Source organism: Aeromonas sp. 604282 (genome assembly GCF_049170575.1).
GTDB lineage: Bacteria > Pseudomonadota > Gammaproteobacteria > Enterobacterales > Aeromonadaceae > Aeromonas > Aeromonas veronii_A.
This window is the reverse complement of sequence record NZ_JAAKMV010000002.1, coordinates 495,479-518,073: the sequence shown is the minus strand read 5'-3', so window position 1 is coordinate 518,073 and position 22,595 is coordinate 495,479. Positions and strand designations below refer to the sequence as shown.

The 22,595-nt window shown below is 60.0% G+C and carries 16 protein-coding genes and 2 tRNA genes; 5 read left to right on the top strand and 13 right to left on the bottom strand.

Going from position 1 to position 22,595, the window contains the following annotated elements:
• Positions 1 to 318 precede the first annotated feature (318 nt).
• Positions 319 to 1,656, bottom strand: coding sequence for an N-succinylarginine dihydrolase (gene astB / locus G5367_RS05340; protein WP_421245203.1), 1,338 nt, complete (start codon positions 1,654 to 1,656; stop codon positions 319 to 321).
• Positions 1,657 to 2,011: 355 nt separating this feature from the next.
• On the opposite strand from astB, the gene topA reads away from it, so the two are divergent.
• Positions 2,012 to 4,633 carry a type I DNA topoisomerase gene (topA, locus tag G5367_RS05335; RefSeq protein ID WP_421245202.1) on the top strand — a complete coding sequence of 874 codons (2,622 nt, stop codon included), beginning with the start codon at positions 2,012 to 2,014 and terminating at the stop codon, positions 4,631 to 4,633.
• A 97-nt stretch (positions 4,634 to 4,730) separates the two neighbouring features.
• Positions 4,731 to 4,895, top strand: a complete 165-nt coding sequence (locus tag G5367_RS05330; protein ID WP_165791285.1) for a hypothetical protein — start codon at positions 4,731 to 4,733, stop codon at positions 4,893 to 4,895.
• 16 nt (positions 4,896 to 4,911) lie between these two features.
• Here G5367_RS05330 and G5367_RS05325 read toward each other — a convergent pair whose 3' ends face one another.
• The 11 genes from G5367_RS05325 to G5367_RS05275 form a co-directional block, all read right to left on the bottom strand.
• Positions 4,912 to 5,268 (bottom strand): MGMT family protein, encoded by a 357-nt coding sequence (locus G5367_RS05325; RefSeq protein WP_019446729.1) that lies wholly within the window; start codon positions 5,266 to 5,268, stop codon positions 4,912 to 4,914.
• A gap of 66 nt (positions 5,269 to 5,334) precedes the next feature.
• Complete coding sequence (locus G5367_RS05320) at positions 5,335 to 6,888, bottom strand: methyl-accepting chemotaxis protein (protein ID WP_421245201.1); 1,554 nt, start codon at positions 6,886 to 6,888, stop codon at positions 5,335 to 5,337.
• Positions 6,889 to 7,099: 211 nt separating this feature from the next.
• Positions 7,100 to 8,965, bottom strand: a complete 1,866-nt coding sequence (locus G5367_RS05315) for a beta-N-acetylhexosaminidase (protein WP_421245200.1) — start codon at positions 8,963 to 8,965, stop codon at positions 7,100 to 7,102.
• The gene (locus tag G5367_RS05310; RefSeq protein ID WP_421245199.1) at positions 8,950 to 9,822 is read right to left on the bottom strand and encodes a BadF/BadG/BcrA/BcrD ATPase family protein; all 873 of its coding nucleotides are present in this window, start codon (positions 9,820 to 9,822) and stop codon (positions 8,950 to 8,952) included. The genes G5367_RS05315 and G5367_RS05310 overlap by 16 nt, the downstream gene beginning before the upstream one ends.
• Entirely contained in the window at positions 9,815 to 11,548 is a 1,734-nt protein-coding gene (locus G5367_RS05305) for a glycoside hydrolase family 9 protein (RefSeq protein WP_421293904.1), read from the bottom strand. The genes G5367_RS05310 and G5367_RS05305 overlap by 8 nt, the downstream gene beginning before the upstream one ends.
• Before the next feature lie 114 nt (positions 11,549 to 11,662).
• Positions 11,663 to 12,655: an ABC transporter ATP-binding protein gene (locus tag G5367_RS05300; RefSeq protein ID WP_005362145.1), complete on the bottom strand. Its 993-nt coding sequence runs from the start codon at positions 12,653 to 12,655 to the stop codon at positions 11,663 to 11,665.
• An 11-nt stretch (positions 12,656 to 12,666) separates the two neighbouring features.
• A complete protein-coding gene (locus G5367_RS05295; RefSeq protein WP_421245053.1) occupies positions 12,667 to 13,686 on the bottom strand; it encodes an ABC transporter ATP-binding protein in 1,020 nt (339 codons plus the stop codon).
• Positions 13,683 to 14,603, bottom strand: coding sequence for an ABC transporter permease (locus G5367_RS05290; RefSeq protein WP_139429913.1), 921 nt, complete (start codon positions 14,601 to 14,603; stop codon positions 13,683 to 13,685). The genes G5367_RS05295 and G5367_RS05290 overlap by 4 nt, the downstream gene beginning before the upstream one ends.
• A gap of 1 nt (position 14,604) precedes the next feature.
• On the bottom strand, positions 14,605 to 15,588 hold the full coding sequence (locus tag G5367_RS05285) for an ABC transporter permease (RefSeq protein ID WP_421245052.1): 984 nt from the start codon (positions 15,586 to 15,588) through the stop codon (positions 14,605 to 14,607).
• A 118-nt stretch (positions 15,589 to 15,706) separates the two neighbouring features.
• Positions 15,707 to 17,392: an ABC transporter substrate-binding protein gene (locus tag G5367_RS05280; RefSeq protein WP_005347706.1), complete on the bottom strand. Its 1,686-nt coding sequence runs from the start codon at positions 17,390 to 17,392 to the stop codon at positions 15,707 to 15,709.
• Positions 17,393 to 17,807: 415 nt separating this feature from the next.
• Positions 17,808 to 21,245: an ATP-binding protein gene (locus tag G5367_RS05275; protein WP_421245051.1), complete on the bottom strand. Its 3,438-nt coding sequence runs from the start codon at positions 21,243 to 21,245 to the stop codon at positions 17,808 to 17,810.
• 249 nt (positions 21,246 to 21,494) lie between these two features.
• On the opposite strand from G5367_RS05275, the gene G5367_RS05270 reads away from it, so the two are divergent.
• Together G5367_RS05270 and G5367_RS05265 are read left to right on the top strand one after the other, a co-directional pair.
• A tRNA-Gly gene (locus G5367_RS05270) sits at positions 21,495 to 21,570 on the top strand.
• A gap of 57 nt (positions 21,571 to 21,627) precedes the next feature.
• Positions 21,628 to 21,701: transfer RNA gene (locus tag G5367_RS05265), tRNA-Cys, on the top strand.
• 48 nt (positions 21,702 to 21,749) lie between these two features.
• On the opposite strand, the gene G5367_RS05260 is transcribed toward G5367_RS05265, so the two are convergent.
• On the bottom strand, positions 21,750 to 22,043 hold the full coding sequence (locus G5367_RS05260) for a hypothetical protein (RefSeq protein WP_421245050.1): 294 nt from the start codon (positions 22,041 to 22,043) through the stop codon (positions 21,750 to 21,752).
• Between the two features lie 212 nt (positions 22,044 to 22,255).
• Between G5367_RS05260 and G5367_RS05255 the strand changes: the two genes are divergently transcribed.
• Entirely contained in the window at positions 22,256 to 22,456 is a 201-nt protein-coding gene (locus G5367_RS05255; RefSeq protein ID WP_005334863.1) for a YbfA family protein, read from the top strand.
• Positions 22,457 to 22,595 lie beyond the last annotated feature (139 nt).

The following is a 22,595-nucleotide window of genomic DNA, read 5'->3' as shown; positions in this document are numbered from 1 at the left end:
GGAGAAGGATTCGAACCTTCGAAGGCAGAGCCGTCAGATTTACAGTCTGATCCCTTTGGCCGCTCGGGAACCCCTCCCCAAGTGCGAGGCGCATACTATCAGATCCAGAGGCTTTGTGAACCCCTTGATGAGGTATCTGGCAGTAAAAAATGACTGTTCGTCGATTTTTTGATACATACAGCTCAAAATTCAAGCTTATCAGCAAGTTGTGCGCTGCTTTTCTGCACAAAACAGCATCTGTGCAATTTGGCGATCGTGGCGAATACAAGAGAGATAGCAGAAGACCGCCAGCGTCGGCGGTCTTCTCGGGCATCACATCTAGCGCTGGAACGGGTAGACGGAACCCAGTTTCAGGATCTGGGTCAGCTCGTCCAGCGCGCTGCGAGACTCCTGCACCAGGGTCGGATCACGCAGGTCATCGAGGGTCAGGCGGTCACGGTAGTGGCGATCTACCCAGCCATCGAGGCGGGCAAACTGGCTGTCGTTGATAAGGCAGGCCGGATTGACCGCAGCGAGTTCCTGATCGTTCATGGCAACCCGCAGTCGCAGGCAGGCCGGGCCGCCACCATTACGCATGCTCTGTTTCACATCCATATAGTGGACCGCCTTGATCGGAGTCTCCTGCGTCAGCAGCTTGCCAAGATAGGCCGACACCGCCGGATTATCGCGGCACTCGGTGGGGGCGATAATGGCCATCTCGCCGCTCGGCAGGGTGAGGATCTGGGTGTTGAACAGGTAGGATTTCACCGCATCCAGCACGGATACCTCGGCAGTCGGCACTTCGATAAAGTGCAAATCCCCCTCGCCAAACTTGTCGCTGATCTCTGATAGCACGGCTTCGGTGTTGAGGAACGCTTGCTGGTGGAAGAAGAGTACATTCTGGTTGCCCACTGCGATCACGTCGTTGTGGAACACTCCCTGATCGATCACCTCCGGGTTTTGCTGAATAAACACCACGCTCTCCTCGCCAAGGCCATGCAGGCGGGCGATGGCCTGGCTTGCCTCCAGAGTCTGGCGAGCCGGATAGCGCTTCGGCGCCGGGCGGGAGTAGTCAAAGGCGCTGCGGCCATAGACAAACAGCTCGACCCCCGCCTCGCCGTAGGCGCGGCAGAGGCGGGTGTGGTTGGCCGCCCCCTCGTCGCCGAAGTGATCATTTTCCGGCAGGTGGAGGTGGTGGCTGAAGTGGCGATCATTGTTGAACACGGCGCGCAGGATACGGCCAGTGACGTCCGGCTCCAGGGATCGGTGAAACTTGTTGGTCAGGTTGGCGGGGGTGAAGTGAATGCGGCCATCCCGTGTATCGGCACTCGGGGAGACGGTGGCGGCGTTGGCGGTCCACATACTGGAGGCCGAATAGCAGGCGGCGAGTACGGCGGGAGCCTGTTTGGCGGCCTGTTCCAGCACCCGGGCATCGTTGCCGGTGAAGCCGAGGCGGCGCAGGGTGGCAAGATCGGGGCGCTCTTGTGGCGCCAGTACACCCTGCGTCATGCCAAGCTCGGTCAGCGCCTTCATCTTGCGCAGCCCCTGTTTGGCGGCCTCTTTCGGATTGGAGGCTTCCTGGGCATTGCTCTGGGAGGCAACGTTGCCGTAGGAGAGGCCTGCATAGTTATGAGTCGGGCCGACCAGACCGTCGAAATTGACCTCGAAGTGCTTCATTGAGTACATCCTTTCGATTTTTATGATGGGTAGCGGTTCCTTCCGCGCACAATGCGTCGGGGTTGGGCCATTATAAAGAGATTTTATGTTTTTGTAACAAGCCGGTAACCAGCAGACGTTTTTATGTCGTTTCAGATATAAAAAGAGGGGCGGTATGGCAGAAAATTGAAAAAGCGGTTGCGTCCGGCCTGTTGCCTTCGCATTAATAAATAAAGAAGCAATAAAAGAAGCCGTGTGGTTCGGGCTGGTCAGGCAAATTTGCTCACAAGATTGCTTTTTCGCGCCAAATCTCTTATACAGCCCCACAAAACCGCACACCAACCCCGTCGGGTGCAATGAGGATAATAGTTACAGCATGGGCAAATCACTGGTCATAGTGGAGTCTCCGGCCAAGGCCAAGACGATCAACAAATATCTGGGCAAGGACTACGTGGTGAAATCCAGCGTTGGTCATGTTCGCGATCTGCCCACCAGCGGCAGCGCCAGCACCGAGCCCAAGAAACCCGTCATTCGCGGCATCAAGTTGAGCGAAGCTGAAAAGGCAGCCAAGGATCGCAAGGCCCTGTTTGCCCGGATGGGTATCAATCCGACCGCTGGCTGGCAGGCTAACTACCAGATTTTGCCCGGCAAGGAGAAGGTGGTCAGCGAGTTGCAAAGTCTGGCCGAGAAAGCCGACACCATCTATCTCGCAACCGACTTGGATAGAGAAGGAGAGGCGATCGCCTGGCACCTGCGCGAGATCATTGGTGGCGACGACAGCCGCTACAAGCGCGTGGTGTTCAACGAGATCACCAAGAGCGCCATCAAGGAGGCGTTCGCCCAGCCGTCCGAACTCAATATTGACCGCGTTAATGCCCAGCAGGCTCGTCGTTTCCTCGACCGAGTAGTGGGTTATATGGTCTCTCCACTGCTGTGGAAGAAGCTGGCGCGCGGTCTTTCCGCCGGTCGAGTGCAATCCGTTGCGGTGCGTCTTATCGTCGATAAAGAGCGCGAAATCAAGGCGTTCGTACCGGTCGAGTTCTGGGATCTCAATGCCGACCTGCTGACTGCCGACAAGAGCGATCTGCGTATGGAAGTGGTCAGCCGCAACGGGGCTGACTTCAAGCCGGTGACCCAGGCCGAGACCTTTGCCGCTGTCGCAGCCCTGGAAGGGGTCGACTACAAGGTCGTTAACCGGGAAGACAAGCCGACCGGCTCCAAGCCGTCCGCGCCGTTTATCACCTCCACCCTGCAGCAGGCGGCCTCTACCCGTCTGAGCTTCGGGGTCAAGAAGACCATGATGATGGCCCAGCGTCTCTATGAAGCGGGTTACATCACCTATATGCGTACCGATTCCACCAACCTCAGCAAAGAGGCGGTTGAAGCGGTGCGTGAATATATCGGCGAGCAGTATGGCGCGGCCTATCTGCCAGCCGAGCCGAATCTGTATGGCGCCAAGGCCAATGCCCAGGAAGCGCACGAAGCGATCCGTCCCTCCAACGTACAGGTGACTGCCGAGATGCTGGAAGGGATGGAGCCGGATGCCATGCGTCTGTACGATCTCATCTGGCGTCAGTTCGTTGCCTGCCAGATGACCCCCGCTCAGTACGACTCTTCCACCCTGACCGTCAAGGCGGGTGAGTTCGAGCTCAAGGCCCGTGGTCGTACCCTGCGCTTCGCCGGTTGGACCAAGGCGCTGCCGCCGATGGGTCGCAAGGGTGAAGATAGCCAGCTGCCTGCGGTCACCGTGGGCGAGGTGCTGAAACTGGTCAAGCTGGATCCGCGCCAGCACTTTACCAAGCCGCCTGCCCGTTTCACCGAAGCTGCGCTAGTGCGCGAGCTGGAAAAACGCGGCATCGGCCGTCCCTCTACCTACGCCTCCATCATCTCCACCATCGTTGAGCGTGGTTATGTGCGGGTCGAGAGCCGCCGTTTCTTCGCCGAGAAGATGGGTGAGATCGTCACCGATCGTCTGGTGGAGAACTTCGTCGAGCTGATGAACTACGAGTTCACCGCCAAGATGGAAGACAAGCTCGATGGCATCGCTGAAGGGAGCCTGGAGTGGAAGAAGGTGCTGGACAGCTTCTACGCCGAGTTTACCCAGGAGCTGGAGAAGGCTGACAAGGCGCCCGAAGAGGGCGGCATGCGTGCCAACCAGATGGTGATGACTGACATCGACTGCCCGGATTGCGGCCGCAAGATGGGCATTCGTACTGCCACCACCGGTGTTTTCCTTGGCTGCTCCGGCTATGCCCTGCCGCCGAAAGAGCGCTGCAAGAAGACCATCAACCTGGTCTCTGCCGACGAGTTTGTCTCCGCCACTGACGGTGAAGAGGCGGAAACCGAAGCGCTGCGCGCCAAGCACCGCTGCGGTGTCTGTGGCACAGCGATGGATGCCTACATCATCGATGACAGCCGCAAGCTGCACGTCTGTGGTCGCAACCCGGACTGCGATGGCTACGAAATCGAGAAGGGCCAGTTCAAGCTCAAGGGCTACGAAGGGCCGAGTATCGAGTGCGACCGCTGCGGCAGCGAGATGCAGCTCAAGAACGGTCGTTTCGGCAAGTACATGGGCTGCACCAACGAGACTTGCAAGAACACCCGCAAGATCCTGAAAAACGGCGACATCGCGCCGCCGAAAGAAGATCCGGTACCGTTGCCAGAGCTCAAGTGCACCCAGTCCGATGCTCACTTCGTGCTGCGTGACGGTGCTGCCGGTCTGTTCCTGGCAGCCAGCAACTTCCCCAAATCCCGCGAGACTCGCGCGCCGCTGGTGGAAGAGCTCAAGCGCTTCAAGGATCGCATCTCCGCCAAGCACAAGTATCTGGCGGGAGCCCCGCTCACCGATCCGGACGGCAACCCCGCCATCGTGCGCTTCAGTCGAAAGACCAAGGAGCAGTACGTGATGAGCGAGGTCAACGGCAAGGCGACCGGTTGGACCGCTCACTACGACAACGGTACCTGGCAAGAGAGTTTGCCAAAGGCGAAGAAAGCCTGATGAGAAAGAGGCCCCGACCAGGGGCCTCTTTGCTTGTTGAGCAGCATATACTGAGTACCAGCTGCAAGGAGTGCAGCGTTGTAACAGGGAGGTGGTGATGGAGATACATGAGATCCGGCCGGGCATGAGCTGCATGACCCGTGAAGGGGCGGCCTATGTGCTGGAAGTAGACCGGCAGAGCTTGCTGGTGCTGCTGCAGCGCGAAGATGAGACCATACCGGTGCAGGTGCGCAGCGACGAGATCCTGGCGCCGCTTGAGTGATCCGGCTGTGATCCCCTCAAAACGGCAGTAGAAAAAGCAGCTCGGCCAGATCGGGCTGCCATTGCCACTCCTTCATTCTGACCCGTCCACCGATCACCACGACCCCCTCCTGCTGCAGGCGTCCCGTCTGTTCGGCAAAGCCTGGCGATCCTTTCGGTAACGAGATGGTGCCCGCGGCGCCCAGTACCCGATGCCACGGCAGTACCTTGTCGGTTTCCCGCAGCACCTTGCCCACCAGTCTTGCCCGTCCGGGCAACCCCGCCAGATCGGCCACCTGACCGTAACTGACCACCCGGCCTGCCGGGATCAGGGCGATGATCGCTTCGATACGGGCTGTTTTGTTCAATGGGGATGGACTTGGTTCAATGCTCATAGACCCGATTCGTCAAAAACAACAGAAGCGCCATTGTGGCGCTTCTGTCATGGGGCTGGCAATGATTCAGCCGAAGGTCTGGCTAAGCCCCTTCAGTTGCTTGGCCCGTTCCAGCAGAGCCTGACTTGAGTGATCGACATCCAGCATCTTCTGACTGTTGGCGTGGGAGTACTCGGAGATCTGGTGGATGCTGCGGCTGATCTCCTCCACGACCGCTTGTTGCTGCTCAGCAGCGGTGGCGATCTGAGTGGAGTGTTCGGTGACCAGCTCTATCTCTGCCAGCACGGTATGGAGGCTGCTGGCGCCCTGGCGGGTCATCTCGGCACATGCGCGGGTCTGTTGCAGGTTCTCCTGCATCATCCCCTTCCAACGTCCCAGCGTGTGCTGGATCTGCTTGATGCTGCCCTGGATCTGCTCGGTCGCCTTGTGGGTGCGGGTCGATAGAGTTCGCACCTCGTCGGCCACCACTGCAAAACCACGGCCCTGCTCCCCGGCGCGAGCCGCTTCGATGGCAGCGTTGAGGGCCAGCAGGTTAGTCTGCTCGGCGATGCCCTGGATCTCGCCCATCACACTGCCAATCCGTTCGGATTCGCTGGCGAGCTCTACCGCCGAGTTGAACGCCAGCTCTGCCTGTTTGGCGAGCTGTTCGATCTGTTGTTCGGTCTGGTTCAACTGCTGGTTGGTTTGTTCACAACGATTGCGAGCTTCGTTGACCTGACCGTTGGAGTCCTGAATGTTGCGGGCGATCTCGTGAGCTGTGTTGGCCATCTGAGTCATAGCCGTAGCCATCTGCTGGGTCTGGGCATCTTGCTCGTTGATATCGAGACAGGCTTGATGAGAGGCCTGCTTCAGATTGATGGCCAGGGTTTGCAGAGGTGCCGTGGCATCATTGATCCGCCCCAACACGGCTCGGATGCGGGCCTGCAGCATCTTGATATGAAAATCGGCAATGGCGCCGGGATTGTCACCGGAGTAGACCAGCCGGGTCAGACTGTCATATTCGCGGCCCAGTTGCTGCAGATAGTGGGGCAAGGCGAAGAGCTCGCGCCAGTAGGCGCCGCCAAGAAGCAACAGGGGCAGCAGCATCAGCAGGACGGTCATGGCCCCTTGGCTGGCGAAGGCCCAGCCCATTATGCCGAGCAGCAACAGGGTAATGGCCGGGGTGCGCACTCTGGCAAGAGAGGGAAGGTTGCTGCTGTTGCCGCGCTCGGCCTTGAGCAGGGCTTGGTAGGTCTGAGCTGCGATGCGCTTGAATTGGGGCTCGGGCTTGCAGCGTACCGACTGGTAGCCGCTGATCCTGTTCCCCTCGTAGATGGGGGTGACGTAGGCATCTACCCAGTAGTAACGACCATCCTTGCAGCGATTTTTGACGATGCCGCGCCAGGGTTTCCCCTCCTTGAGGCGGGCCCAGAGATCGGCGAAGGCGGCCTTGGGCATGTCGGGATGGCGCACCAGGTTGTGATTGTGGCCAACCAGCTCGTCGGCGCTATAGCCGGCGATGGTGCAAAAGGCCGGATTGGCGTAGGTGATCACCCCGCGCAGGTCAGTGGTGGAGACCAGTTGTACGTCGGCAGGAAACTCCACTTCGCTATCCAGGGTATGGACGTCTCTGCGGGCCATAGGAATACGCTCCGATGCTCTTGTTGACAATGTTGTCGTTGTTATTGTGGCAGATCTGGAGGTGGCCGCAGGCTCGCGCCAGCAGGCGCCAGACCAGTTTCATAGGGGGCTGAATTTTGCCAATAATGGCGGATGAATGGTAGGGGGTTGTGAGATTTTGTTGGCTAATTGTAAAAAAGGCGGCCAATTGGCCGCCAAAGTAGAGACAACATTACCTCTGTGGCATCCGGTAGCGCACCTGCAACTGATCGAGGATCTGCAGCTGGCCCGGCAGGCGGGCGGCAAAGTGCTCCCAGCCCTTGTGGGCGGGTTCGCTCCAGGCCACCTCGGCCGTGGCCAGCATGCGCGGGAACAACATGTAGTCGAGACGATCGCGGCTGGTGATCAATTCTGACCACAAGGGGCTCAGTACCCCGAGGATGTTATCGTTGGCATGGAAATCGGCTGGCGCAGGATCGCAAGCATAGACCTGCTCCAGATTGAGGGTTCCCGCCCAGTAGAGGCCGGGTTCATGAATATCGGCGCTCCAGGCGAGATCGAGATAGAGGAACTGGGCGGGCGCCATCACCACCGGATAGCCGGCCGCGGCGGCGTCCAGCCCCGCCTGAAAACTGGTCCAGGCACAGACGGCAGCTTTGCGGCTCACCTTGTCGCCATGCAGGATCTCCTCCCAGCCGATCATCTGTTTGCCTCTGGCGGCCAGATAGCGCTGGCAGTGGCGCAGCAGATGGCCCTGCAGCTCGCGGCAGTCGGCGTAGCCCTGCTCGACCATCAGCTGCTGGCAGGCGGGGCTGTCGGTCCAGACCCCGGTCGGCACCTCGTCACCCCCCATGTGGATCTGCGGGCCGGGAAAGAGCTCGCATACCTCGTCCAGCACCGCCTCCAGAAAGCGGTAGGTGCCGGGCAGGGCGGGGTTGAGCACGTTGTCATCGAAATGCTGAACCGAGCGGTAGCGGGAGTGATCCGCCGTTTCGATCAGCAACTCGGGCAGCGCCTTGATGGCGGCGTGGCAGTGGCCCGGAATGTCGATCTCGGGAATGACGGTGATGCCGAGCTCACTGGCATAGCTCACCAGCTCCTTCACCTCGCTCTGGGTGTAGTAGCCGCCATAGGGTTCGGCACCGCCGCTGAGCTGGGGGCCGATCGCCAGATCGTGGCCGCGCCAGGCCCCCACGTCGCTCAGCTCCGGGAAGGCCTTTATCTCGAGTCGCCACCCCTCGTCATCGGTCAGGTGCCAGTGGAAGCGGTTGAACTTGTAGAGGCTCATCAGTTTGAGCAGACGCTTGATGGTTGCCGGAGTGTGGAAGTGGCGGGCGCAGTCGAGAAAAATGCCGCGAAAGCCAAAGCGCGGGGCATCCTCCAGCGTGATGCAGGGCAGGCTCTCCCCATGTTGCAGATACCACTGGGCCAAAGTCACCAGCCCATGACGCCAACCCGTTTCGTCGGCGGCGGCAATTACCACCTCCTGCGGCGTGATGGTGAGTTGGTAGGCTTCGGGGGCTAGCTTGGCCTCGGTCAGCCGGATTTCAGCGTCGTGATCCTGCTCCAGCGCCAGCGACGTCAGTTCGTTGAAGTGGGCCAGCAGCTTCGGTACATCGCGGGGGGCGCTGACATGAGCCCGCTCGGCCAGCCGGAAGTTCCCCTCTAGCAGTACTAGATGGGCCGGTTGTGGCACTATGCCGGGTTGGGGCTCGACATCCGGCAGGTCGGGGCGGGTTACCGGCGGGCTCTCCAGTCCGAGATCCTGCGCCGCCAGCGCCACCGGTAGCAGCTGGGCACCTGTGGTCGCCTCTGGCAAGCTGAGGAAAAAGCCCTGCGGCATGTCGGAGAGCTTCTTGATGGGCGTCTGGCGGCAGCAAAAGCGCAGCTCGCAGCTGTCAGCGTTCGGGACAATCACCTTGTAGCTGCCGCTCTGGCGCTCCAGCACGCCCCCTTGCAAGGAATCGGGGTCGATATGGCGAGCCAGACAGAAGTGCAGCTTCCACTTTGTATCCGGCATGCGGGAGAGGGTGAAGGTGAACCAGACATCCTCGCCGTCACGTCGGGCGACCTGGGTGTGGATCAGGGGTGTAGACATGGAAAATCCTCTGATTGGGCAAACAGGATGGCGCCATCGAGCGCATCTGCCTGGGGGGGGGTCAGGTTGAGCTGGCCGAGACGGGGAGCGAGGCGGGTGCCAATCCCCCCCAGCAGGGCGATCTGTCTGGCACCCAGCTGGGTCATCCCCTCCAGCAGGATCCGCAGCTGTTCGCAGGTTTCGTCCAGCAGCTGATTGGCGAGCTCGTCGCCATCGCTGGCGGCATCGAATACCCAGGGGGCAAAGTGGCCATAGTCCGCCGGAATGGCGCGGGCGGCCCAGCGAACCACCTCGGCTTGATCCCGCTTGAAGCGATCCATCAGGCGGATGGCGAGGGTGCTGGGGGGCAGAATGCCGTCGTGGCAGAGCAGGGATTGCTGGATGGCGCGCAGCCCCAACCAGGCGCCGCTGCCTATGTCTGAAATGGGGAAGCCGCGGCCGGAGCAGGTGCGGATCTGCCCCTCCTGATAGACAAGCCCCACCGAGCCGGTGCCGGCGATCAGAATGGCCCCCTCACGGCCACCAAAGGCACCGAGGCAGGCACCGAAGGCATCGGAGGTGAGCCTGACGCTGGCGAAGGGGAAGGGCATCTCGAGCAGGGCGTGATAGCAGTCGGCCAGCTCGGCGGAGGCGAGCGCCAGCCCGACCCCCATCTGCTGTTCGCTCTCGATAGCGATCCCGGCGGCAAGACGGGCGCTGGCGATGGCGGCCAGCACATTGGCGTGGGCATGGGGGATGCCCAGCTCCAGATTGGAGCCTGCCGCGCGCCCCTCTCCGAGCAGCTTGCCTGCCCGATCCCGAATGCGGGCGCGGGTGTGGGTGCCCCCGCCATCGACCCCGACCCAGTACTCAATCATGGTGACCTCCCTGCTCATGTCGATCACTCAGCGCACTCTGCCAGCTGATGGCCAGGGCAAACCAGGCCGCGTGGGGGATCCACTGCTCGCCCCAGCGCCAGTTCTGATCCAGCAGATCCTTGTACTCCTCCGGAATAAAAGCCACGTCGTTTTCGTCATCGAACCCGGCGGTGATGCCGTTGCAGATCCCCCCCTGCGCATTGGGATACCCGGCGGTGTAGGCGGGGTTGTTGATGCCGTGGCCCGCCAGCATGCAGGCGTTGAAGGGGTTCTGCCCGAGGATCCAGTCGAGTTGGCGCTGGCCGTAAGTGATTAGCGGCTGGCTCTGGCGGGGGAAGTGGCGGGCGCCAGCAAAGGCCATGGCCGCCAACGATGCGAGGCGGGCATTCTCCCCCTGCCACCAGTAACCGGTTTCGTTGTTGTGAGGCATAAAGAAGCTGACGCACGGCGCTTCATCCACCCCTTTGACATATTGGCGGGCGAGGGAGAAGGGGTTGCCCGCCCAGGCGCACAGTGCCAGCTCGGCGGCCAGCGCCTGTTCCACCACGGTCTGTGCTTGGGCCTTGTGCTCCTGCTCCGGCTCTACGCCCAGATATTCCAGCAGCGCCAGCACCGGCAGGCCCGCCTCGGCGGCGTGATAGTAGGGGCGCGAGCCATCCTCGTTGGCCGACCAGTAGTGACCCAGCTCAGGATGAGGGCGCTGGCGGGCACAGAGCTTGCTGGCACGGACTCTCGCTTCATTCAGCCACTCGTTGCCGAAGGTGCGGGTCAGCTCCACAGCTGCCAGCAGGGCGCAGTAATCGTCGATGATGTTCTCGACCCCGTCATCAAGGTAGGCAAGGTTGTGCTCACGCAGATGCAGGTAGCCGCGTTTGGCTGCCTCGGCGTAGCGGCTGGCATCGAAGTCGCCACTGACGCTCTCGCGGGCGGCGCGGGCCAGCGCGGCGATGGCCATGCCGCCCCCTTGGCGAAAACCCGCCTGCCAGTTGGCGGACTTGAGCCCCTGCTGGGTGGCATAGGCGCACAGCTCGCGCTGGGCAGGGTCCTTGCTCCACTTGTCGAACAGGGTCATGTAGAAGAAGCCCGACTCATCCTGCATCCGGCAGAGGAAATCGGCGCCGTGCAGCGCCTCGTCATTGAGCCGCTTGCAGAGGTTTACCCCGTCGATATCGCGGCGCGGGGCCAGCAGTTCGCGGCACTTGAGCAGGGCCCACACCACCATGGGGGTCTGCTGGGGGTTGAGGTAGTTGGCGTAGGAGAGGTGGCTCAGGTACTTGCTCATGTCGCCGCTGGCATCGAACCAGCCGCCGTGCACATCTTTGTGCTGGTCGGTGCCAAACAGGCGGGCGCTGCGGTCGGCCCGATCAAAGGTGCCGCTGGCGCGCTGCCCCTTGAAGTAGTGAATGACATCGGAGAGACAGCGGCTGGCCAGCAGATCCTGGCCGATGGCAAAACGGGTGGAGCGGACTATGCCTTGGGCAGTGATCGCCTCCAGCCGATAGTGGCCGGGCTCCTTGAAGGCGGAGAAGTCGGCGCGCCAGTAAGCACGCCCCTGCCAGCCGGGGACGCTGCCAGCCGCTTGTAGCGGGGTTTCAAACAGGATCTGGCCATCATCAAGGCGTTGCAGCCTGACGTAGCCGCCGAGATCATGGGCGGGGGAGGCTTGCAGCAGGGCTACCTTGTGCCCGTCGCACTCGTAGCCCACCTGATTGATCAAGAGTTCCATCAAGGTATTACTCCTGTGGTTCACCGCCGGGCGGTGAGGCACATCACGGGGCTATGGCCGCCCCGTATCGAGGCATGGCCGGACTGTGCAGTCCGGCCGGTCTAAGGCTTACCCTCACTCGTAGAGGTAGCAGCGCACGAAGTGGTTGTCGGCAAGCTTGGTGATGGGGGGCAGCGCCTCCTTGCAGCGGGGCATCGCCTGATTGCAACGCCCGGCAAAGGGGCAACCGCAGGATTCCGGCGTCCAGAGCGGGATCTCCCCCTTGCGGCCACCCTCCAGTTCGGCATGGATGCTCTTCTCCGGGTCGGGCACCGCCGAGATAAGCAGTTGGGTGTAGGGGTGCTGCGGGTGATGCAGGATCTCGTCCACCTCGCCCCACTCCACCATGTGCCCCACATACATCACCGCCAGATCTTCCGCCACATAGCGGGCGGTGGCGATGTCGTGGGTGATGTAGAGCATGGAGACGCCGAGCTCGTTCTTCATCTGCTCCATCAGGTTGAGGATGCCGATGCGAATGGAGACGTCGAGCATGGAAGTCGGCTCGTCCGCCAGCACCACTTCAGCCTCCACCGCCAGATTGCGGGCGATGTTGACCCGCTGGCGCTGGCCGCCGGAGAGCTGGTGCGGATACTTGGCCGCCGTTGCCTTGGCGGGGGTCAGGCCGACCTTCTCCAGCAGAGCGTAGACCATGTCTGGCAGATCTTTTTTGTCGATCACCTTGCTGTGCAGCAGCAGGGGGCGGGCGATGTGGTGATAGATGGTGTGGGTCGGGTTGAGCGAACCGAACGGATCTTGCCACACCATCTGCACGCTCTGGCGATAGTCCAGCAGGGCGGTGCCCTTGTTGAACTCCTCCAGATCGTGGCCGCGATAGAGAATGCGCCCGGCACTGAGCTTGTACATCTTGGCGATGATCTTGGCGATGGTGCTCTTGCCGGAGCCCGACTCCCCGACCACCGCCAGGGCGCGGCCCCGGTGCAGGTTGAAGGTGATGTCGGAGAGCGCCCGCATCTTGCCACTCTTGATGGCATTGGAGTTGATGGGGAAGTCCTTGTAGAGGTGCTGGACTTCGATGATGGGTGCATCGGTTTTGGCGATTTGCATGACAGACATCCTTAACAGCCAGCGGCCTTGTCCAGATAGATCACGGAATCTTGTTGCAGTCCCTGCTCCTCATAGAGGTGGCAGGCGGTCTGTTGCCCGGGGCGGATCTCGGCCAATTTGGTGTACTCCTGACGGCAGCGATCGTGCACCTTGCCGCAGCGGGCCTGAAAGCGGCAGCCGACCGGCACTTCCAGCAGGTTGAGCGGTGTGCCCGGGATCCCCTCCAGTACCTTCTTCGGCCCGTGCAGGGGCGGGAAGGAGTTGCCGAGCCCTCTGGTATAGGGGTGTAGCGGTGCAGTCAGGATCGCCTTGGAGGGGGCGACTTCCACCAGTTCACCGGCATACATGATGCCGATGCGATCGCAGAACTCCACCATCAGGGAGAGGTCGTGGGTGATGAACAGAATGGAGAAGTTGAACTTCTCTTTCAGGGCATAGACCTTCTGCAGGATCTCCCGCTGTACCACCACATCGAGCGCCGTGGTTGGTTCATCCATGATCAGGAGCTCGGGGTTGAGCGCCATGGCGATGGCGATCACCAGCCGCTGGCGCATGCCGCCGGAGAACTGGTGCGGGTAATCCTTGAGCCGGCTCGGGTGGATATCGACGATGGTGAGCAGCTCCTGGGCGCGCTTGATCGCCTCGTAACGGGTCATGCCGGGGTTGTGGGCCAGCAGAACGTCGCAGAACTGCTCCTCCATCCGCAGTACAGGGTTCAGGGCGTTCATGGCGGACTGGAACACCACCGACACCTGTTGCCAGCGATAGGAGCGCAGCCGATCGTCGTTGTAGTGGAGGATATTCTCTCCCTTGAACAGGATCTCGCCACCGCTGATGTAGGCGGGCGGCTTGTGCAGCCGGGCCACCGAGAAAGCGACGGTGGACTTGCCGCAACCCGACTCACCGGCGAGGCCGAAGATCTCGCCCTGTCTGATATCGAAGCTCACCGAGTTGACGGCGCGTACGTCGCCATTTTCGGTGATGTAGTCGACGCAAAGATTGCGTACTGACAGCAGGGGATGCTTGTTCATGCTGTCTTCTCCTGTGCTGTGGCAACCGGTGTGGTTACCGGTGTGGCCAGTTTCTTCCAGCGGCTCAACCCTTTGTGGGAGCGCAGCTGCGGGTTGGCAATCTCGTCGATGGCGAAGTTGAGCAGGGCCAGACCGGCACCCAGGGTGGCGATGGCAAAGCAGGGGGCCAGGATCTCCCACCAGGCGCCGACCAGAATGGCGCTGGAAGTCTGGGCGTTGTAGAGCATGATGCCCCAGCTCACTACGGTCGGGTCGCCAAGCCCCAGGAACTCCAGGGTCGCTTCGGTGACGATGGCGTAAATGATGGAGCCGATAAAGCTCACCCCGATGATGGAGATGAGGTTGGGCAGGATCTCCACCAGAATGATGCGCCAGGCTGGCTCGCCCAGCACTTCGGCGGCGATCACGAACTCCTTCTCGCGCAGCGCCAGGGTCTGGGCACGGATGACCCGCGCGCCATAGGCCCACGAGGTCAACCCTATTATCACGGCAATCACCGCCGGTGACGCCTCCCCGATAAAGCTCGCCAGCACCAGTAGCAAGGGGAGGTTGGGGATCACCAGCACCACGTTCATCAGGAAGGTGAGGCACTCATCCACCAGACCGCCGAAGTAACCGGCAGTGATGCCGATGGCGACGGCGAGGGTGCAGACCAGCAGGCCAGCGCTGAAGCCCACCAGCAGCGAGATACGGGCGCCGTTGGTGAACTGGGCCCAGATGTCGTGGCCCATGCGGGTTGAACCCATCACGAACTCGGCACTGGGCGGCTGGTGCGGGCGAGCCACCCGTTTGGTCGGCTCGTTGCTGGCCAGAATGGGGGCAAAGAGGGCCATCAGTACGAAGGCAACCACGATGGCGAGGCCACAGGCAGCCTTCTTGTTGCCCAGCAGGATCTTGAGAATGGTCGGCATACGCATCTTATTTGCCTCCTGTACGCAGACGGGGATCCAGGAAGACGTAGAGCACGTCGGCCAGGAAGTTGAAGCTGAGCATGGTGATGGTCATGATGAGCAGCTGCCCCTGAATGAGCGGGTAGTCGCGGGCCAGAATGCCCTGATAAAGGGTCAGGCCCAGGCCGGGATAGTTGAAGATCACCTCGGTGATGAGGGAGCCACCGATAACGAAGCCGAGCGCCATGGAGAGGGCGGTGACGCTGGGCAGAATGGCGTTGCGGGCGCCGTAGTTGAAGATCACCCGGTTGCTGGAGAGCCCCTTGGCCTTGGCCATGGTGATGTAATCCTCGCCCAGCAGGTTGATCATGTTGTTGCGCATGGTGATAAGAAAGCCCCCCACCTGTACCACGGCCAGGGTCAGCACCGGCATGATGGCGTGGGTCATGATGCTCTTGATGTGCTCCCAGCCCCAGTCAGCCTTGATCTCCGGGCTGTAGGCGTAGCCGATGGGAAGCCACTCGAGGCTGACCCCGAACAGGAACAGGGCGAGCAGAGAGACCACCACCGGCGGAATGGCCTGCATCACCAGGGTGAGCGGGGAGAGAATGCTGTCCATCCGGCCGCCGCGATACCAGGCGGCGAAGATGCCGACGATGGAACCGATGGAGAAGCTCAGGATGGTGGAGGTGCCGACCAGAAACAGGGTCCAGCCGATGGCACGGCCCAGCACGTCAGAGACCTGCTGCGGGTAGAAGCGTACCGAGGTGCCGAGATCCCAGGTGAAGACACTCTTCACATAGGTGAGAAACTGGGTGCCGATGGGGCCGTCGACAAAGCCGAAGGTGGCTTTGAGGGCGTCCAGGGCGGCGGGTTCCATCATGGCGCCAGCGCGGGCAAACATCACGGAGACAGGATCCCCTGGCATGGCACGGGGTAACAGGAAGTTGATGGTGGCGGCTACCAGAAAGGCAACCAGGTAGAAGGAAAAGCGTCTCAGTATGAATCCCATGATAGTACCTTTTACTGCAAGTCTGCCCCGCGTCGGGTATAGCTACCCCAACCCCGGCGGTGCCGGGCAAGAAGGGGATTAACGGGGAAGATGGCCCCCCGCAGGGGGCCGGGATTGTTTAGCTGTTTGGCTTGAGGGACAACACGTGCAGCAGACGCTCAGGGGTGTCCGGGTGGAGCTGAGGTTTGGCGACCGGGTTGTCGGCACTGAACCAGCCGTTGAAGCGCTTGGTGCTGTACTCGTACCAGGTCGGGTTGTTGAAGACCGGAATGATGGTCTGGTTGGCACCGACACGATCCTGGATGGCGAACATGATCTCCTTCTGCTTGGCCGCATCGGCGGTCTGGGTGAAGTCATCGATCAGCTTGTCGAGCTCGGGATCCTTGTAACGGGGTGCGGCGAAGCGGTTGCCGCGCTCACCCATGTTGCGGGAGTGGAATGCAGTCTCGAAGTACTTGTGCGGGTTGGCACCGGCAAAGTAACCCTGCAGGGCGACATCGAAGTCACCGGTGATCAGGTTCTCGGTCCAGACGGTTGCTTCCGGGGTCGCGGTCTTGGCGTTCAGGCCCAGTGCCTGCAGCCCTTCTACACCGATCTGTACTGTGTTGACCCAGTCGGTCCAGCCGTTCGGCACCAGTACCTTGAACTCGATCTTTTTGCAGCTCGGTGTGTCGAGGAACTTGTCGCCGTCACAATCCTTGTATCCTGCCTCTTTCAGCAGAGCCTTGGCTCCTTCCAGATCGAACTTGTTGTACTTGCCGTACTTCTTGTCCACTTCCGGGTTGTTCCAGGAGTCAAAGGCTTTGCCCAGACCTGACGGGTACTCGTTGACGGTGGGGTAGCCGTAGCCCGCGATATCCACCATGGACTGGCGGTCCATCGCCATGGAGAAGGCGCGACGGAAGTTGATGTCGTTGAAGGCTTCGTGGTTGCCCGGGTTCTTGGTCTGGAAGTTGACGTTGAACGCCACGGTACCGGAGGCCGGGAACCAGTATTTGTTGTTCTTCGGATCGTTGCCGACGTAGAGGCGCTCGATATCCGGCACGAAGGAGCCGAACCAGTCTATGTCACCCTTCATGACAGCAGCCAGCACCTGATCGTTGGTGGCCATTTGCGGCATGCGGATACAGTCGATGGCGAGGTTGGCGTTATCCCAGTAGTGCGGGTTGCGGCACTGGGTATAGAGCTGGGCGGAGAAGTTGTCCACTTCGGTGAAGGGGCCAGTACCAACCGGCTTGTCGTTGGTGAAGGCAACCGGATCTTTCACCGATTTCCACTGATGCTCCGGCACGATAGGTACCAGCACCAGATCGTTCACCACGTTGGTGTTGACCTCGGTCAGGTCGAATTTGACCTTGTTGGGGGCCAGCTTCTCGACGCTCTTGATCTGGGTCCAGATTGAGCGCTCATCCAGCGCCTTGTTGGCCTTGACCAGATTGAAGGAGAAGATGATGTCATCGGCATCAAAGGCTTCGCCGTCAGACCACTTCACGCCGTCACGCAGATCGAAGGTGACGGATTTCAGGTCATCGCTGAACGCATAGTTGGTGGCCAGACGATAGACGGGTTTGCCCCCTTGCATATCGTTGAAGATCACCAGCGGTTCATAGATGAAGTGACGGGTGGTGTGCAGCAAGCCCGCTTGCAGGAAGGGGTTGAAGTTCTTGACCCAGGCGGTTTCCTGCTGTGCGACCATGGTCAGCACGGTTTTGTTTTCTGCGGCCATGGCGTTACCGGCGGCACCGGCAAGCATCATGGTTCCCAGCATTACAGCGGTAGAGATTTTGGATACTTTGGCAAGCATATGTTTTCCTTTCTTATTTTTTGGCATTCCCGAGGGTTCGCCTTGTTTTGTGTGAGCACCGGTTTCGCATGCTGATGAAATCGGCCCTCTGTGTTGGTCAGGTGTCTAACCTTTGTCGTTCTGTTTTCCAACGCCCTAAGCAAACCAGAATTAACAGGAAAACAACAACTATTGATTTCGTTGTTTTCGTAAAAATTGACGGTGTTACGTCAATCTCGTCAAAATATATTTTTATGTGTTTAAAATCATTGGTTTGCGTTATTTGCTCTCGCGTAAAAAGTGGCTGTGAAAATGGCGTATATGACAAATTTGTGAATTGGATCTGCTCTCGGTTTCGGGATCGGGCGGGGCTTTGTTTTGCATAAAAAGAAACCAGATTGCCAATTGTGATCCGGCGCCCGTTTAGGGCGCCGTGTCACGGTTTGCGGTTGGCGAGTTGACGCAGGGTCTGTGCGCTGTGCTGCAACTGCTGGCGCTGGTGGTCATTGAGTGGGCAGTGGCCCAGCACATACTCGGTGGTGGCCACCACCGTCTTCCAGCGTGGCGACTTGGGCAGGGTGTCCAGACTCAGGTATTTGTCGAGGGTACGGGTCTGCGGGCTGGATCTGTCCATATAGACCCGCCACAGCTTGCTCTTCTCTGCCAGCACAATTTTGCCCTTGCCGGTCCCCTGCTGCCAGGCATCCAGGGTGAGCTGCATGGTCTCTACCAGCGCACGGCGCAGCGGCTCGTCATCCTGCTGGCGAATAAGGTCGTCGGCCAGCGAACGGAACTCGCCGCCCAGGCGGCTCAGCTCGCCCAGCAGCTGTTCATCTTCGATGATGGCTTGCCGCGAGAGGTTCTTGAGGGCGTTCTCCAGCGCCATTACCCGGTTCTCATCCTGACGCAGCTCGGTACTCAGAGTGAGGGCGAAAGCGGCCTGTCCTCCGAGCGCGATGGGCAGGGCACGGGCGTTGAGCACATCTTTTTGCCCGGCCACCAGAAATTCCAGATTGTGTTCCCGCTCGCTGGCTAGATCGGGCCACTGCTGTTGCAGCGGAGTGGCGAGCCACTCATTGAGGGGCTGCCCCTCCATGGCTTCCGGCTCCTGTCCCAGCAGGCGCGCCAGTACCCGGGAGGCAAACAGCACTGTGCCCTGCTCGTCGATAAAGATCATGGGGTCGGCCCCTTCGCCGAGCAGGGCCAGCAGCCGCTGCTGATCCTGATGCAGCCGATCCTGCAGGGTGAGGCGATGTTCGATCTCCTGCTTCAATAGCCGGTTCTCTACCAGCGAGGCGCGTCCGGCCTTGGCCTCCAGCAGTGCCTTGACCCGGGCAAACAGCTCTTCTTTGCAGAAGGGTTTGACCAGATAGTCGTTGGCACCGGCCCCGAAGCCCTCCTCGATATCCTTGGGCTGGTTGAGGGCAGTGAGCAGCAGCACCGGCAGCATATCTTTCGGGTGTTGCTGGCGCAGGCGACGGCAGACGTCAAAACCGGAAAGGGTCGGCATCATCACATCGAGCAGGATGAGGTCCACCTGCTCCTCGGCCAGCTTGGCCAGCGCATCGTGGCCGTCACTGCTGGGCAGGATGCGGTAGCCGCAGGGCTGCAGCAGATGGCGCAGGATGTGCAGGTTGATGGGCTCGTCATCCACCACCAGAATGAGCGGCGCACCCTCGGGGGGAGGGGGCAGATCGTCGCTCTCCCAGTCCGGCAGGATCAGAGGTTGCTGGCGCACCAGCTGATGCTCGATCTGGCGGCTGTCGAGAGTCAGATTGGCCGCTTTGCCGGTGGCAAGGGGCAGGGTAAAGGCGAAGGTAGAGCCAACGCTCGGCTCGCTCTCGACAAACAGCTCGCCCCCCATCAGGTGCACCAGCTGGCGGGTGATGGAGAGGCCAAGGCCTGCCCCCTGCTTGCTTACCTCCGGGCTCATCTGCACCAGCGGCTCGAAGATGTGTTCCAGATGATCGGGGGCGATGCCGATGCCGGTATCCGTGACCTTGATGCGCAGGAAGTTGTTCTCGACGATGGCACTGAGCACCACCTTGCCCTGCGGCGTGTACTTGATGGCGTTACCCACCAGGTTGTAGAGCACCTGTTCGAGCCGCTGCTCGTCGGCCAGCACCGGCGGCAGTTCGGCCGGGCTGATATCCACCAGAGTGAGGGGTTTGGCCTGCACAAGATGCTGGCAGAGATCCAGCACCAGCCGGATCACCCCTTTTGATGAGACGGGTTGTGAGTGGATCTCCAGCTGGCCGTAGCGCATCTGGTGGTAGTCCAGCAGATCGTCAACCAGACGGGCCAGGCCGTCGGCGCTCTTGATGATGAGGCCGAGCTGTTTTTGCTGCCCTTCGGTCAAATCCTGCTGGCTGGCGAGCATGGACTCGGCCATCCCCTTGATGCCGTGAATGGGGGTACGCAGCTCGTGGGAGGTGTTGGCCAGCAGTTCATCCTTGAGTTTGTCCGCTTGCTGCAGGCTAAGGTTCTGCTTGTGGGTCAGTTTGACCTGCTGTTGCAGCTCCTGGGTCTGCTGTTCGATCAGTTCGATCTTGTCCTTCACCGAGCGCTGCATATGGCGAAACGCTTCGGCCAGCCGGTCGATATCATCGCCGGTGCGCTCGATGGCGATGGGGTGATCCAGCGCGCCGTCGGCCACCTGCTCGGCTGCTTCGGTCAGGGATCGCAGCGGCGCCGTGATGGAGTGGGAGAGCCAGCGGGAGAAGAGGATCAGCAGCAGCACCGAGCCTGCACCCAGCACAATCACCAGGGTTTCCAGCTGGCGGATCGGGGCATAGGCTTCCCGGGTGGAGATCTCGGCGATAAAGGCCCACTCGGTATCGAACACCTTCACCTGGGTGTAGGCAGCCAGCACCTCGTCATCCTGATAGGAGTGGAACAGCCCGACCCCCTGCTCGCCGGAGAGAGTCTTGGTGATGAGGGGCGTTTGCAGCGGCCGGAAATTGGGGCTGAAGCTGTTCTCGACGCTGAACTGTGGTGCCAGCCAGGCATCGGCGCGCATCCGCTTGTCCGGGCCGATCAGTATGGTTTCGCCGGTCTCGCCCAGCCCCTCCCGCTCCGCCATGATCTGGTTGAGCTTGTCCGGCAACAGCTCGAAAATCACCACCCCGCGCACATAGTCGTATTGCATCACGGGGGCTGCCATGTAGGCGACCACCTGCCCGGTCAGCTCGTTGCGGCCAAAATCGGTGAACTCGAAGATCTGCTGTGGTTTCTGGCCACCATCGAGGCGGCGTTTGATCTTGGCAAAGGTCTGGCCCAAGCCACTGCCCTGATAGGGGCCGGAGAGCAGATTGGTGGCAAAGTTAGGGTGCTTGGTGACCGAATAGACCACATCGCCGTTGAGGTCCACCAGAAAGATGTCGCTGTAGTTGGACTTGCGCACCATGTCGGCATAGCCGCGATGAAAGCGCTGGTGCACCCGGCCATACATCTCGTCGGCGAGGATAAGCGCCGTGATGGAGGGTTCGATCTCTACTTGGCTGTCCGGTTTGCGCAGTTGATCCCAGGAGCCGGGCAGATAGCGGGCCTGGGCGCGGCTGCGGGCCTCCTGCGGCGTGGTACCCAGCTTCTCGAAGGCGCCGGTAAAGCCATAGAAACGGCCGATACTGTTGCCGGCAAAATCCTGCTGGGAGAAGTTGATGATCTGCTCTTTGAGGTTGTTGAAGTAATCCTCGAGCTGACTCTTCTTGATATTACGAACGGAGACCAGATGGTTGGAGGTCTGGGTGGTGAGATCCTTGCCGTGGCTGTATAGGAAGAAGAGGGTGATGACCAAAAAGGGCACCATGCCCAACATGAAAAAAGCCAGCATTAACTGCGGCCTGAGCCCACGAAGCGTGAAGATCCATTTCATCTTGTGATTTTCAATTGAGAATCCGGTTATTAAGCCGCTCAAGTCTCGAACGAAAGCGTAATCATTTCAACGACTTTATCCCAAATTCGCTTGGTGGGTCACAGCTGGCTGGAGAAAAATGCAGCAAGGCGTTTAAACCCTGAGCAAACAGTTTGCCTCAGGGCTTAAATTGCGAAAAAGGGGTTGTGCTGGCGCTCGTGGTACGTATAATGCGCCTCGTTGTCAGGCAACTGGCACGAAAGCAGTAACGCGGGAATAGCTCAGTTGGTAGAGCACGACCTTGCCAAGGTCGGGGTCGCGAGTTCGAGTCTCGTTTCCCGCTCCAATTTTCCATCACACCAACGATGGAACTCACTTTCAAGACTATCAGTCTTGTCAGCATGGCGCGTTAGCAAAGCGGTTATGCAGCGGATTGCAAATCCGTTTAGTCCGGTTCGACTCCGGAACGTGCCTCCATCTTTTCTCTATTTATCTCAATCATCACTCTTCGAGTCTGAGCCTTGGTCAGTATCCTTGCTGTACCAGTAACTGTTCGCAGCCAGCCTGTTTCCACTCGCGCTCGAGATAGTGGTTCACATCCGCCATGTTTTGCCCCCGATATTGAAACTGCACCTCGGCACTGTGCTGGTTGAGATCCGCAATCCGTTGCTTCAGTGTGCCGCATTGCCACAGGCTGACGGTGGGCACGCCCCGTTCAGCCAGCACAATGGCATCTTCCCGATTCAGTTGCCACTCCTCCAGTTGTGCCCGTGTCAGGGCAACCATCAGCACCAGCAGTGCCACTTCCGGCAGTTTCATGCGTGTCTCCCTACTGCATGTTTTTCCCCTGATAACTGTGGCAAAGCGCACGATTTTCGCAAGTTTGTTAACTGTTGGTTAATGACGTAACCCGTTTTCAGTATTTCCCGTTTTTCACCATTTTTTTATAAAAAAATGCGTTGGTGATGTAGTAATCCTACATGGAGTGGGGTAATCTTTGCTCAGTGGTCTTACCAGTAAGGAGTTACATCATGTTTCATCCCTTTTCCCTGACTCAGATTATTCTTCGTCGCATTTATGTATTGCTGGTGGGCATTCTGGCTTTCCCCGTGATGCTGTTTCGCAGCGATCGCGCCCGCTTCTACAGCTATCTGCACCGGATCTGGAACAAAACCAGTACCAAACCTGTCTGGCTCAAAATGAGCGAGCGTGGCGAGCGGATCTTCTACTAATCCGCAATGTGATTTCGATGAAAAAGACAGCTTCGGCTGTCTTTTTTTATATGTTTAAAAACACATAGTTAATTATGTGCTCTGCTATTATCCGCATTCCGGTTACATGGTCGGCATCGATAGTTCCTGTGTCGTGCAG

Coding starts and splice junctions, on each gene's coding strand:
- astB (WP_421245203.1), bottom strand. CDS start 1,656: ATGAAGCACTTCGAGGTCAATTTCGACGGTCTGGTCGGCCCGACTCAT.
- topA (WP_421245202.1), top strand. CDS start 2,012: ATGGGCAAATCACTGGTCATAGTGGAGTCTCCGGCCAAGGCCAAGACG.
- G5367_RS05330 (WP_165791285.1), top strand. CDS start 4,731: ATGGAGATACATGAGATCCGGCCGGGCATGAGCTGCATGACCCGTGAA.
- G5367_RS05325 (WP_019446729.1), bottom strand. CDS start 5,268: ATGAGCATTGAACCAAGTCCATCCCCATTGAACAAAACAGCCCGTATC.
- G5367_RS05320 (WP_421245201.1), bottom strand. CDS start 6,888: ATGGCCCGCAGAGACGTCCATACCCTGGATAGCGAAGTGGAGTTTCCT.
- G5367_RS05315 (WP_421245200.1), bottom strand. CDS start 8,965: ATGTCTACACCCCTGATCCACACCCAGGTCGCCCGACGTGACGGCGAG.
- G5367_RS05310 (WP_421245199.1), bottom strand. CDS start 9,822: ATGATTGAGTACTGGGTCGGGGTCGATGGCGGGGGCACCCACACCCGC.
- G5367_RS05305 (WP_421293904.1), bottom strand. CDS start 11,548: ATGGAACTCTTGATCAATCAGGTGGGCTACGAGTGCGACGGGCACAAG.
- G5367_RS05300 (WP_005362145.1), bottom strand. CDS start 12,655: ATGCAAATCGCCAAAACCGATGCACCCATCATCGAAGTCCAGCACCTC.
- G5367_RS05295 (WP_421245053.1), bottom strand. CDS start 13,686: ATGAACAAGCATCCCCTGCTGTCAGTACGCAATCTTTGCGTCGACTAC.
- G5367_RS05290 (WP_139429913.1), bottom strand. CDS start 14,603: ATGCGTATGCCGACCATTCTCAAGATCCTGCTGGGCAACAAGAAGGCT.
- G5367_RS05285 (WP_421245052.1), bottom strand. CDS start 15,588: ATGGGATTCATACTGAGACGCTTTTCCTTCTACCTGGTTGCCTTTCTG.
- G5367_RS05280 (WP_005347706.1), bottom strand. CDS start 17,392: ATGCTTGCCAAAGTATCCAAAATCTCTACCGCTGTAATGCTGGGAACC.
- G5367_RS05275 (WP_421245051.1), bottom strand. CDS start 21,245: ATGAAATGGATCTTCACGCTTCGTGGGCTCAGGCCGCAGTTAATGCTG.
- G5367_RS05260 (WP_421245050.1), bottom strand. CDS start 22,043: ATGAAACTGCCGGAAGTGGCACTGCTGGTGCTGATGGTTGCCCTGACA.
- G5367_RS05255 (WP_005334863.1), top strand. CDS start 22,256: ATGTTTCATCCCTTTTCCCTGACTCAGATTATTCTTCGTCGCATTTAT.